Genomic DNA, 12562 nt, shown 5'->3' with positions numbered 1-12562 from the left:
GATGGCTATGACAGTCCATTGCGATATCGTCAGCGCGGAAGGGGAAATCTTCTCCGGCCTGGTCGAGATGGTGGTTGCGCACGGTGCACTGGGTGATCTTGGTATCGCCCTGGGTCACGCGCCGCTGATCACTAATCTCAAGCCGGGCCCGATCCGCCTGGTCAAGCAGGGCGGGGAAGAGGAGGTGTATTACATCTCTGGCGGTTTCCTCGAGGTTCAGCCGAACATGGTCAAGGTACTTGCCGACACTGTGCAACGTGCTGCCGACTTGGACGAAGCCTCCGCTCAGGAAGCCGTTAAGGCTGCCGAGAAGGCCTTGAATGACCGTGGTGCAGAATTCGATTACGGTTCTGCTGCTGCACGTCTGGCAGAGGCTACAGCTCAGCTGCGCACCGTCCAGCAGATCCGCAAGAAGTTTGGCCACTAATAGGCCACTGCTTGTTGTGTGATTGATTAAAAAGGGTAGCCTCGGCTACCCTTTTTTCATTTTAGATATTCATAACCTGGTCGCAGCCGCTGACCACCCAGGATTGGTAGCAGTCATGTCTTTAGAAATCGTTATCCTCGCTGCTGGTCAGGGCACTCGCATGCGTTCGGCACTGCCGAAAGTTCTGCATCCAATTGCCGGTAACTCGATGCTCGGCCATGTTATCCACAGCGCCCGGCAACTTGATCCACAGCGCATCCACGTAGTGATCGGCCATGGTGCCGATGCCGTGCGCGAACGTCTGGCAGCTGATGATCTTAATTTCGTCCTGCAGGACAAACAGCTTGGAACTGGCCACGCGGTTGCTCAAGCGGTGCCTTTCATTGAGTCCGACACTGTCCTGATTCTTTATGGTGACGTGCCATTGATCGAGGTCGAGACCCTGCAGCGTCTGCTCAAACAAGTAGCGCCGCAGCAACTGGGTTTGTTGACAGTAGAACTTGACGACCCGACCGGCTATGGCCGCATCGTCCGCAACGCTGACGGCAAAGTGACAGCCATCGTCGAGCAGAAGGATGCCAATGAAGCCGAGCGAGCGATCACTGAAGGCAACACCGGCATTCTGGCGTTGCCGTTCGCGCAATTGGGTGGCTGGATGAATCGTCTTTCGAACAACAACGCCCAGGGCGAGTACTACCTGACCGACGTAATCGCCATGGCGGTCAGCGACGGTCTGGTGGTGGCCACCGAGCAACCTCACGACGCCATGGAAGTGCAGGGCGCCAACGACCGCAAGCAGCTTTCCGAGCTTGAACGTCACTATCAGCTGCGCGCCGGTCGGCGTTTGATGGCTCAAGGCGTGACCCTGCGTGACCCGGCTCGTTTTGATGTGCGCGGTGAAATCACCGTCGGCCGCGACGTGCTGATCGACATCAATGTGATCCTCGAAGGCAACGTCGTTATCGAAGACGATGTGGTGATCGGCCCGAACTGCGTGATCAAGGACAGCACCTTGCGTAAAGGTGTGGTGATCAAGGCCAACAGCCACATCGAAGGCGCGATCCTCGGCGAAGGTAGCGATGCCGGCCCGTTCGCACGTTTACGCCCGGGCACAGTGCTCGAAGCACGCGCCCATGTGGGTAACTTTGTTGAGTTGAAAAACGCTCATCTCGGCGAGGGCGCCAAAGCAGGTCATCTGACCTATCTTGGTGATGCCCAGATCGGTGCGCGTACCAACATCGGCGCGGGTACCATCACTTGCAACTACGACGGTGCCAATAAGTGGAAAACCGTGCTGGGTGAGGATGTGTTCATCGGTTCCAACAATTCGTTGGTAGCGCCTGTGGATATCTCTTCGGGTGCGACCACTGCTGCTGGTTCGACCATTACGCAGAATGTGGATAACGCGCAGTTGGCTGTGGGCCGTGCGCGGCAGAAGAATATCGATGGCTGGAAGCGGCCTGAGAAAATCAAGAAGGGATAAGTTACCCACAGGTCTTTTTATCGCCCCACGCTTGACGAAGTTTCGACAATAGGTTTTGATTGCTTCCGTTATCTTTCGAATCGAAACTTACCAAGCCATGTCGAAACGCAATACACCTCAACGCCGTCACAACATCCTCGCCTTGCTCAATGAGCAGGGCGAAGTCAGTGTGGATGAGCTGGCCAAGCGCTTCGAAACGTCGGAAGTTACGATCCGCAAAGATCTCGCGGCGCTTGAGACCAATGGTTTGCTGCTACGCCGTTATGGCGGAGCGATCACCCTGCCTCAAGAGCTGGTGGCCGACCTTGGTCAACCGGTGTCCAAATACAAACAGGCCATCGCTCGCGCCGCCGTTACGCGGATTCGCGAGCATGCGCGGATCATCATCGACAGCGGCAGCACCACGGCGGCGATGATTCCGGAGCTCGGCCAGCAGCCAGGTCTGGTCGTGATGACCAACTCGCTGCATGTCGCCAATGCCTTGAGCGAGCTTGAGCATGAGCCGGTATTGTTGATGACCGGCGGCACCTGGGACCCGCATTCCGAGTCCTTTCAGGGGCAAGTGGCCGAGCAGGTCCTGCGCTCTTACGATTTCGACCAGTTGTTCATCGGTGCCGATGGCATTGACCTGGTTCGCGGTACCACCACCTTCAACGAACTGCTGGGGCTGAGCCGGGTCATGGCGGAAGTCGCCCGGGAAGTGGTTGTCATGGTGGAGGCCGACAAGATCGGTCGCAAGATTCCCAACCTGGAGCTGCCCTGGAGCAGCGTCCATACCCTTATTACCGATGATCGCCTGCCGCTCGAGGCACGGGATCAGATTCAGGCTCGCGGAATCAACTTGATCCTCGCGGCTGTCAGTCAGGAGAAATAGCATGTGTGGAATTGTCGGCGCAGTCGCAGAACGTAATATCACCGCCATCCTGCTCGAAGGCCTGAAACGCCTGGAATACCGTGGCTATGACAGTGCCGGTGTAGCGGTCTACACCAATGACCAAAAGCTTGAGCGCCTGCGCCGCCCGGGCAAGGTCAGTGAATTGGAACTGGCGCTGGCCGAAGCACCACTGGTCGGCCGCCTGGGTATTGCCCACACCCGCTGGGCCACTCACGGTGCGCCGTGCGAGCGCAACGCTCACCCGCATTTCTCCGGTGATCTGGCGGTGGTGCACAACGGCATCATCGAGAACCACGAAGCCCTGCGCGAGCAACTGAAAGCCTTGGGTTACGTGTTCACCTCGGACACCGACACCGAAGTCATCGCTCATCTGTTGAACCATAAACTCAAGGATCTGCCTGATCTGACCGTGGCCCTGAAAGCGACTGTCAAAGAGTTGCACGGTGCTTACGGTCTGGCGGTCATCAGCGCTCAGCAACCGGATCGTCTGGTCGCCGCGCGCAGCGGCAGCCCGCTGGTCATCGGTCTGGGCATGGGTGAAAACTTCCTGGCGTCCGATCAGTTGGCCCTGCGCCAGGTCACTGACCGCTTCATGTACCTGGAAGAAGGCGATATCGCCGAGATCCGCCGCGACAGCGTGCAGATTTGGGACGTAAGCGGCGAAGTTGTCAAACGCGAATCCGTGCAATACAGCGATGGCGCCGAAGCCGCCGACAAGGGCGAATTCCGCCACTTCATGCTCAAAGAAATTCACGAGCAACCGGCTGTGGTACAGCGCACCCTGGAAGGTCGCATTAGCCAGAATCAAGTGCTGGTGCAAGCGTTCGGTCCACAGGCGGCCGAGCTGTTCGCCAAAGTGCGTAACGTGCAGATCGTTGCGTGCGGCACCAGTTACCACGCCGGCATGGTTGCCCGGTACTGGCTCGAAGAACTGGCCGGCATCCCGTGCCAGGTCGAAGTCGCCAGCGAATTCCGCTACCGCAAGGTGGTGGTGCAGGCCGACACCCTGTTCGTGACCATCTCCCAGTCCGGTGAAACCGCCGACACCCTGGCTGCGCTGCGTAATGCCAAAGAGCTGGGTTACCTCGCCAGCCTGGCGATTTGCAACGTCGGCATCAGCTCGTTGGTGCGTGAATCCGATCTGACGCTGCTGACCCAGGCCGGTCGCGAAATCGGCGTGGCCTCGACCAAAGCCTTTACCACTCAGTTGGTCGGTCTGCTGTTGCTGACCCTGTCCTTGGGCCAGGTTCACGGCACGTTGGCCAAAGGCGTCGAAGCCACATTGGTTGAAGAGCTGCGTCGCCTGCCGACCCGCCTTGGCGAAGCTCTGGCCATGGACGGTACCGTCGAAAAAATCGCCGAGCTGTTCGCCGATAAACACCACACGCTGTTCCTCGGTCGTGGCGCGCAATTCCCGGTGGCGATGGAAGGGGCCCTCAAGCTCAAGGAAATCTCCTACATCCACGCCGAAGCCTATCCGGCCGGGGAGCTGAAACATGGTCCGTTGGCGCTTGTGGATAACGACATGCCGGTGGTCACCGTGGCACCGAACAACGAACTGCTGGAGAAGTTGAAATCCAACCTCCAGGAAGTCCGCGCCCGTGGCGGCGAGCTGATCGTCTTCGCAGACGAGCAGGCCGGCATGACCAATGGCGAAGGCACGCACGTTGTGCAAATGCCGCACATCCACGACATCCTGTCGCCGATCCTCTACACCATACCGCTGCAGTTGCTCTCGTATTACGTCGCTGTGTTGAAAGGCACTGACGTTGACCAGCCGCGAAATCTGGCGAAGTCGGTGACGGTGGAGTAAGCGATTTACGCAGGAGCACGACGATGGTTTTAGAGAATTAAAACTGTCGCTAGAGAATTAAAACTGTCGCAGGGGCCGGTGAGGTCTGCCCAACCCCGTCTCCTGCGCTGATCTCCAGCCCTACGCCTGCTACCTCGCTTTCGTATAACCCGACGGACCGTTCCATGCAGTTGCGAATCCAACCTGATGAATCGCTTCGTTCGTATGTGGAACGAAATCTATTCCTCCACTTGAAAACCCCTACTTTAAATGTTTTTAGGGTGCCGGAACTCCGGTACTGTTTCTGGAAAAGTAGACAAGTAAAAACCATCGCTAATATCTTTGGGTGGCATGGCAGCTATGGATTTAATAAGTTAGTACATTTGCATACCGATTTCCCTATTCGCGGAGTTTTAAAGTCTAATAAAAGACTATCGTACTCGGAGTCAGAATTCTTGCTCGAGTCCTACATCTTTGATGACCTCACAAGAAACCGTTCTTATTGTCCATTATGCGTTCAGGAAGATATTCACGCCTTCCTTCGCCTAAAATGAGGGACTTCTACGAAAAGTCAGCTCGTCAGAGGCCGCGGCTACGCTTCAAAGCTTTTTTGTACAGAACTGAGATCTGGAAAGCTCGCGAAGCCACTCAGACCGGCGGGAGAGCTTCAGCGTTTGCTCTTGCAACCTGTCGGTTTCGCCTTAACTCAAAGATTTGGTCTAACGGTGCCTTTGCGCATCCATTGAGGTAGACCAAGCATCCATCTTCGTTATGGCAAGGGAACACAAGCGGCACGTTCCTGAGCATTACGGTGTAGTACTCCAGAAGCTCAACATGCTTCTGTACGGAGTTCCGATTATGGAGATGTATTGTTCTCGCGCCGATTCTGAAGCCGCGCTTCTCTAGCTCTTCCTGCACGTATTTGGCTTTGCTATCACTGGTGTGGGAAAAGCTGCCCATTCCTACTTTCTCTTCGCTCCAAGGATGGGTGCGGATCATTGCCCCAGCAATGTCAGTTAATGCAGTGGAGCGTTTAGTAAGAAATGCCTGGTAGCTCGGTGCAAGGCTGGGGAAATTAGCGAAAGTGGATCGGATCGTACGGGCATCACAGAGTTGCCACTTTGTGCTATCGATAGAGATGATGGAGTTCTTTAGCTTGGGGAGGTGTACCCGCTCCCCTACAGCATCTTCCCACTTGCTCATGGCCTCAATGGTGGGTGCATCCTTGGCCGTTGTGAGCCTCGAGTAGGTTTTCCTCACGATATCTTTTGAGCTGCAAGCGCCAACAAGATACTTTCGCAACGACTCAAACTGAATTAACAGTGCGGCCCGATAGGCTTGAGCTTGATAAGCAAGATCGGGGGCAATCGCGGGCGTCGAGTACTTTTGAGTACCTATCTCGATCACCCGCAAGGCTGCCAACCAACTGAACATGTCTATCGGCGCATCAGGATACTCAGCTGAAAAAGCTCGTTCAGAAAATCGCACACGACAGGCGGTGGAGGCTTGCTTCAGCTCGCCTGCTTCTCTCAGCGCCAATTCGCTCAAAGAATCAATCAGAGTTTCATTCTCTGCGCCGTTAATTCTGAGGATGCAGAGGTTCATTGCAGCCATGAAGCCACGAGTGGCATCGTTTAGCTTGATGTACTGCTCGGGAGTAATGCCTACCAACCCAAGATCCGGTTTTTGGTAGCGAAGCAGAGTCTCGGGATCATCCACAGCATGGATCTCAACCAGGCAGAGCCCCCAGTGGATGAAAGCCTCTGCCTCAAGGCCAAAGTATCCAGCCTCCTCAACCACCTGACGAAACTTTTTCGAAATGTCTTTCAGCATTTGGCGCTCACGTTCAGTGAGCCATGTGTGAACTAATAGATTGTTGCGGTAGAGGAGTTCGAGGAGGCCAAGACCCCCTCGCTCGTGTGCAGTCACTCTAGACATTGGTGTCACTTAGCCTTATTGGTGTCAGCCCTACGCTGTGCTGGGGTTCGATCTAGGCCGCGATTGTATCGGTGATCATGACCACCATCCCGCCGATTTTTGCCGTAGGGCATCAAGCCGCTGGTGTGATGGTCGTTGTCGCCGTTCGCCATGGACGCAGTTGTAATCATGATGATCTTCTCGAATCAGGTGCCCCGGCCACCCCGGAAGCATTCCTTAATCACCATGCTATTAAGGGGCGCAGCTTGAAGTAATGTTCGAAAAGGATGTACCGATTTCTACACTAAATTTGGCTGACTGAAAGTCCATTTCACGGTTCGCGCTTTCCGTCGACCTTTCCGAAGACTGAAAGGACCGGCCCGACAGGGCTTGCTGGCTCAACGCAGACAATTGCGCGATGAGCCGTGATGATGGGGCATTTAGGTTCGGGGCGCTCGCAATCACCGCGCGAACCCTCGTCATTGCTTACTGCGACAGTTTTAATTCTCTAGCGCTTGGCGCCCAAGCTGCATTTCTGCACCTTGCGACAGTTTTGCATTTCCTCTCCAAAAAGCTGAAGGCCGCGGAAAATGGGACACTCCCGCGACAGTTTTAATTCTCTAAATCCAACGAGTGCTCCTGCGTAGTTGTTCCAGTACTGGCTGTCGGAAAACACTCAAAAAATTGTCAGAAAATCCCCGGAAAAATTCCTCTTCAGTACAACTCACTTTGCACTCAACGCTAGGAATAGCGTGGCTTTGTTGAAACCTTGTAAGTGGCGTACGGTGGCGCGTCAGTGCGCAAACGCTTCAGGGTATTTGTCCAGGTAGGCATCATTGAGCCGCGTATCCGGGGAACGCATGAAAGTTTTGAAATCGGGTACCAGAAAGACCAGCAGAGACAACAGCAGCACCATGGCGCCCAGCAGCGTAATTGTCAGTGCGACCCCTAGATAGGCGATCAGGGTATTCATCGCAAAACTGCCCAAGGGGCTGGCCGCCGCAGACAGAAATGAAACCGTGGCAAAAATCCGGTTGCGATGGAGCTTGGGCGTCGCCAGCAACCTCACTGCGGAGGTGGGGATGTTGATCAACATCAGGCCTACGCCGCCGCAGAAAAAGGCTGCGGGTACGATGAACGGCGATGAAACGGTGCCGACCACCACCAGGTTGCACCCTAGTAATGCAAAACCTGCGGACACACACATGTCACGGGGAACCCGGTCGGATAACCAGCCAATGATCTTGTAACTGCCCGCCAGAATGCCCAGCCCGAAGCACGAATCCAGAAGACCAATGTATGTAACGGGGTACTGGATGACGTCCTTTACGTACAGTGGAATCAGAATGGTGAAGAACGGAAACAGTGCAAAGTTGATCAGCATTGCAATGATGGCCAGGTAAAACTCGACTTTCACTCCGTAAACCACTTTGAAACCGGAATAAATCATGCTGAAGCCGCTGGAACCCGGGGCTTTTTCGCCTTGGCCAGTGGCACCGATGTGGCTCGGGATGGTTGCGATCAACACCCCGGCGATAAGAATCGCAAAAAAATCGGCAGCAAAGGCGAACGTGATACCGAACCCGTAAATCAACCCGCTGGCCAGTACCGGCCCCAGCAGAATCGAAAAGGACGACATCACGCTTTTGGTCCGAAAGGCCAGTGAGACTTTATCGTCGTCTGCGAACAAAGGAATGATCGACGCCTGGAGAGGATCGCGCACGCCGACGATCGCACTGCTGATCATCATCAGTGCGCCCACCGTCCAGGGGTTGAACGACCCCGTGGCGGACAGCATCACCATCAACAGCGCTATCAGCAGGCTGATCCATGAGGCCAGCTTGATGATCAGGATTTTGTTGTACTTGTCCCCCAGCCATCCCAACAGGGGTTTGGCTAACACCTCCGCCGCGATGGAACAGGCAATCATGTTGGCGAAGTAGAGCGCAGAGCCCGTTTCCTGCAAGGTCCACCAGGCCACCGCCAGTTGATTGCACCGTCCACCCAGAACCATCAGCAAAAAGCTGAATTGCACCTTCAGCAAACGTCGGTCGATACCGGGAAAGCCCCACGTAATGCCTGAAAAATTTGCACTCATTGACGGACCTTTGATTCGGATAGGGCGATGAGATGTTTTTCGCTAGAAGCTTTGCGGTAGTAAATTTGTCTCCAGAACGCATGCATGTCCAAAACCTAAGTAACCTCCCGCTTTGGAATCAGGGCCAACATACAAGGAGTTGCCGCAGGCTGCGATCTTCTGATTTTTACTGAGGACACACATTTGGACCGATTCCAGGAAATGCAAGTCTTCGCTGCCGTCGCCCAAGACCAAGGCTTCTCGGCGGCGGCGCGGCGTTTGGGGCTGTCGGCAGCCAGCGTGACTCGCGCGGTGGCGGCGTTGGAGAAACGCATCGGCACGTTGCTGCTGACGCGCACTACCCGCAGTGTGCATTTGAGCGAGGCGGGTCAGCGTTACCTGGAAGACTGTCGGAGGATTCTCGCCGAGGTGCAGGAAGCTGAGGACTCGGCGGCGGGCAGCCACGCTCAACCGCGTGGGCAATTGACGATTACTGCGCCGGTGTTGTTCGGTGAGCTGTTTGTCACGCCAGTGATGGTGAATTATCTGACGCAGTTTCCTGAAGTCAGCATCAATGGATTGCTGGTCGACCGCGTCGTCAGCATGGTCGAGGAGGGCATCGATGTGGCTGTGCGGATCGGTGAGTTGCCTGACAGTAATCAGCACGCGATTCGCGTGGGAGAGGTTCGGCGGGTGATTTGCGGCTCGCCGCAATTCCTGACGGCCCATGGTCGACCTCGACATCCTCAGGATCTGGCTCAGGCGCCGGTTATTGCGACGTCCTCTATCGGTCAGTCGAGAACCTGGCCGTTCCTCGAAGGAGGAGAACCGCTGAGTGTTCGACCAGCACCGCGTCTGGTGGTGACGGCCAATCAGGCGGCCATTACCGCAGCATGCCTGGGATTGGGGTTGACCCGGGTTCTGTCTTATCAGGTCGCGAGCAAAGTCGCCTCGGGTGAGCTGGAAATCGTTCTGGCGGACTTCGAACTGCCGCCATTGCCTATCCATGTGGTCTATCAGGGCGGGCGCAAGGCCCCTGCGCGGATTCGCAGTTTTGTGGATTTTGCGGTGAGCGCGTTGCGTGAACACCCGTCCTTGAAGCGCGGGGTTTATTTCGTCGGGTGAAATAATGGATTGCGTTGGCTGGTTATTCTGTTGTTTTGGTTGCGGGTGGAAGATAGCTCCCCATCGGTGCTGAACACTGTTCAACAGCACCACCAACCAGCGGAGTCGACTATGCAAGCGATCAAACTCTACAACTTCCCTCGTTCCGGCCACGCTCACCGTGTGGAGCTGATGCTGTCCCTGCTGCAGCTACCGACCGAGCTGATTTTTGTCGATCTGGCCAAGGGCGCGCATAAACAGCCGGACTTCCTCGCGCTTAACGCTTTTGGTCAGGTTCCGGTCATCGATGATCAAGGCGTGATACTGGCCGATTCCAACGCGATCCTGGTTTATCTGGCGCAAAAATACGGTAACGGCCGTTGGTTGCCATCCGATCCGGTCGGCGCAGCGAAGGTTCAGCGCTGGTTGTCGATTGCCGCGGGGCCGATTGCCTTTGGCCCTGCCAGAGCAAGGCTGATCACGGTGTTTGGTGCGCCCTACAACGCTGAAGAGGTAATCGCTTATTCCCACACCGTGCTCAAAGTGATCGATCAGGAACTGGCGGCAACGCTTTATATGGCTGGCGCCGAGCCAACCATTGCCGACGTTTCGGCCTACAGTTACCTCGCTCATGCGCCTGAAGGCAATGTGTCGCTGGAGGACTACGCCAACATCCGCACCTGGCTGGCGCGGGTCGAAGCCTTGCCAGGGTTTGTCGGCATGCCGCGCACCGTTGCCGGTCTGCAAAAAACTGCCTGATGCCTACGGCCCGCCTCTGTCGGGGCGTTCACGCTGCGCCGCTGGCGCAGGGGAGAAGTCGTTGTGGACCGTTCACCCTGGCACGCCGGAGAGAAACAATTACAGGCTCATGTGGGCATTGCCGAGCGAATGGAGGCGCTCGGTCGTAAGGTGATTCGCCGCGAGATGCCGGATCAGCACCGCATGTTCTATGAGCAACTGCCGTTCATGCTGTACGGCGCGGTGGATGCCGATGGAAATCCTTGGGCCAGTATTCTTGAAGGGACTCCGGGTTTCGCTCACTCGCCCGCGCCGGGAGCTCTGCAATTTCGCAGCCTGCCGGGCGCTGATGACCCGGCGCAATTAACGGAGGGCGCGGCGATCGGCTTGCTGGGGATCGAACTGCATACCCGGCGTCGCAACCGCCTCAACGGCCGCGTCGGCGCGATGACGGCGAGCGGCTTCGATGTGGCGGTGCAACAGTCCTTCGGCAATTGCCCGCAATACATCCAATTGCGGCAGTTTCGCTCGGTGCCGTTGGCGGATCCGTCGACTCGCATTGCGCAACACCTCAACGGGCTGGATGAAGCGGCCAAAACCCTGATCGCGGGAGCCGATACGCTCTTTGTCGCCAGCTACGTGGACGTCGATGGCCAACGTTCGGTGGATGTTTCTCATCGCGGCGGCCAGTCCGGTTTCGTACAGGTAGAAGGCAATCGCCTGACCATTCCCGATTTTGCCGGCAACCTGTTTTTCAACACCTTGGGCAACCTGCTGCTTAACCCCCGGGCTGGTTTGCTGTTTATCGATTTCAGTTCGGGAGACCTGCTGCACCTCAGCGGTCGCACCGAAGTGATTCTTGAAGGCCCACAGGTCGAGGCGTTTCAAGGGGCCGAGCGCTTGTGGACATTTGAGGTGGAAAGCGTGGTGCGTCGGCCCGCCGCGCTTGCTCTGCGGTGGCGTTTCGACGGCGTGTCCCCCACCAGTTTGCTGACCGGCACCTGGGCGCAGGCCAATGCCCGTCTGCAAGCCCAGGCCATGGGCGATCGTTGGCGCCCGCTGCGGGTGGCGCGCATTAAAGAGGAAAGCCACAACATCCGGTCAATCTATCTGGAGTCTGCCGATGGCGCGGGGTTACCAGTGTTTCAGGCCGGCCAGCATTTGCCGCTGCGCTTCAACATTGCCGGCGAGGTGCATATCCGCACGTATAGCCTGTCGAGCGCGCCGTCCGATGACTTTTTCCGCATCAGTGTGAAGCGTGAAGGCGTGGTGTCTTCGCACTTGCATGAACAGGTGCGCGTGGGTGATCTGTTGGAGGCCCGTGCGCCTCAAGGACATTTCACTGTGGCGCCTAATGAACGTGGGCCGCTGGTGCTTCTAGCTGCCGGTGTCGGCATTACGCCGCTGCTGTCGATGCTGCGCGAGGTGGTTTATCAAGGCCTGCGCACCCGCCGCATCCGGCCGACCTGGTTCTTCCAGAGTTCGCGCACGCTGGCCGATCAAGCGTTTCGTCCTGAGCTTGACCGCTTGCTCGATGGCGCAGGTGATGCGGTACGAGTGCGGCGTCTGGTGAGTCAGCCGGAAGCCGGGGCCGTGGAGGGTGAGGATTTCGACCTGACGGGGAGGATTGACACCGCGCTGCTCAAGACCCTCCTTGAAGTGGAGGACTACGATCAGCTGGATTTTGTCCTCTGTGGTCCGGGCAGTTTCACCCAAGGGCTGTACGACGGCCTGAGGGAACTGAATATCCGTGATGCAAGGATTCACGCCGAAACCTTTGGTCCCTCGACCTTGCGCCGAGTACCGGACCCCGACGCGGTGGTCATCGAGCAACCCCCCGCAGCTACGACCTCGGTGCCGGTGGTGTTTCAACGCTCGGCTAAAGAGGCCCGCTGGCAACCGGACGGTGGCAGTTTGCTGGAGTTGGCGGAAAGCCGTGGGCTGCGCCCGGAATTCAGTTGCCGCGGCGGCTCCTGCGGCACCTGCAAGACTCGCCTGATCAGCGGCCAGGTGCATTATCCACAGCCGCCGGCCGAAGAGGCGGATGACGGACACGTGCTGATTTGTTGTGCGATTCCGGCTCAAGGGTCGCAACCTTTGGTCCTCGACCTGTAGCATCTGCCGAACGC

Annotated in this window: 9 protein-coding genes; 7 read left to right on the top strand and 2 right to left on the bottom strand. The window is 56.9% G+C overall.

Annotation, left to right across the window (positions count from 1 at the left end):
• The first annotated feature begins 1 nt into the window (after nt 1).
• The 4 genes from ACXPVS_RS15140 to glmS all read left to right on the top strand — a co-directional run bounded on the left by ACXPVS_RS15140 (nt 2) and on the right by glmS (nt 4618).
• Entirely contained in the window at nt 2-427 is a 426-nt protein-coding gene (locus ACXPVS_RS15140; protein ID WP_458510655.1) for a F0F1 ATP synthase subunit epsilon, read from the top strand.
• Nucleotides 428-542: 115 nt separating this feature from the next.
• On the top strand, nt 543-1910 hold the full coding sequence (glmU, locus tag ACXPVS_RS15135; protein ID WP_458510654.1) for a bifunctional UDP-N-acetylglucosamine diphosphorylase/glucosamine-1-phosphate N-acetyltransferase GlmU: 1368 nt from the start codon (nt 543-545) through the stop codon (nt 1908-1910).
• A gap of 97 nt (nt 1911-2007) precedes the next feature.
• Complete coding sequence (locus tag ACXPVS_RS15130; protein ID WP_415758534.1) at nt 2008-2784, top strand: DeoR/GlpR family DNA-binding transcription regulator; 777 nt, start codon at nt 2008-2010, stop codon at nt 2782-2784.
• 1 nt (nt 2785) lies between these two features.
• On the top strand, nt 2786-4618 hold the full coding sequence (glmS, locus tag ACXPVS_RS15125; protein WP_458510653.1) for a glutamine--fructose-6-phosphate transaminase (isomerizing): 1833 nt from the start codon (nt 2786-2788) through the stop codon (nt 4616-4618).
• A gap of 627 nt (nt 4619-5245) precedes the next feature.
• On the opposite strand, the gene ACXPVS_RS15120 is transcribed toward glmS, so the two are convergent.
• Both ACXPVS_RS15120 and ACXPVS_RS15115 read right to left on the bottom strand, forming a co-directional pair.
• A complete protein-coding gene (locus ACXPVS_RS15120) occupies nt 5246-6430 on the bottom strand; it encodes a hypothetical protein (RefSeq protein WP_458510652.1) in 1185 nt (394 codons plus the stop codon).
• 877 nt (nt 6431-7307) lie between these two features.
• Complete coding sequence (locus tag ACXPVS_RS15115) at nt 7308-8612, bottom strand: MFS transporter (protein WP_458510651.1); 1305 nt, start codon at nt 8610-8612, stop codon at nt 7308-7310.
• A gap of 183 nt (nt 8613-8795) precedes the next feature.
• Between ACXPVS_RS15115 and ACXPVS_RS15110 the strand changes: the two genes are divergently transcribed.
• The 3 genes from ACXPVS_RS15110 to ACXPVS_RS15100 all read left to right on the top strand — a co-directional run bounded on the left by ACXPVS_RS15110 (nt 8796) and on the right by ACXPVS_RS15100 (nt 12548).
• Nucleotides 8796-9716: a LysR family transcriptional regulator gene (locus ACXPVS_RS15110; RefSeq protein ID WP_458510650.1), complete on the top strand. Its 921-nt coding sequence runs from the start codon at nt 8796-8798 to the stop codon at nt 9714-9716.
• A gap of 111 nt (nt 9717-9827) precedes the next feature.
• Complete coding sequence (locus tag ACXPVS_RS15105) at nt 9828-10454, top strand: glutathione S-transferase family protein (protein ID WP_458510649.1); 627 nt, start codon at nt 9828-9830, stop codon at nt 10452-10454.
• A 63-nt stretch (nt 10455-10517) separates the two neighbouring features.
• On the top strand, nt 10518-12548 hold the full coding sequence (locus ACXPVS_RS15100) for a 2Fe-2S iron-sulfur cluster-binding protein (RefSeq protein WP_458510648.1): 2031 nt from the start codon (nt 10518-10520) through the stop codon (nt 12546-12548).
• Nucleotides 12549-12562: the final 14 nt, after the last annotated feature.

This window comes from Pseudomonas sp. Ma2-10, assembly GCF_054330215.1.
The sequence above is the reverse complement of the archived record's forward strand: the minus strand, read 5'-3'. Positions and strand labels throughout refer to the sequence as shown.

Bases quoted from the DNA above. Each gene is read 5' to 3' on its own strand.
- ACXPVS_RS15140 (WP_458510655.1), top strand. From the start codon at position 2: ATGGCTATGACAGTCCATTGCGATATCGTCAGCGCGGAAGGGGAAATC.
- glmU (WP_458510654.1), top strand. From the start codon at position 543: ATGTCTTTAGAAATCGTTATCCTCGCTGCTGGTCAGGGCACTCGCATG.
- ACXPVS_RS15130 (WP_415758534.1), top strand. From the start codon at position 2,008: ATGTCGAAACGCAATACACCTCAACGCCGTCACAACATCCTCGCCTTG.
- glmS (WP_458510653.1), top strand. From the start codon at position 2,786: ATGTGTGGAATTGTCGGCGCAGTCGCAGAACGTAATATCACCGCCATC.
- ACXPVS_RS15120 (WP_458510652.1), bottom strand. From the start codon at position 6,430: ATGCTGAAAGACATTTCGAAAAAGTTTCGTCAGGTGGTTGAGGAGGCT.
- ACXPVS_RS15115 (WP_458510651.1), bottom strand. From the start codon at position 8,612: ATGAGTGCAAATTTTTCAGGCATTACGTGGGGCTTTCCCGGTATCGAC.
- ACXPVS_RS15105 (WP_458510649.1), top strand. From the start codon at position 9,828: ATGCAAGCGATCAAACTCTACAACTTCCCTCGTTCCGGCCACGCTCAC.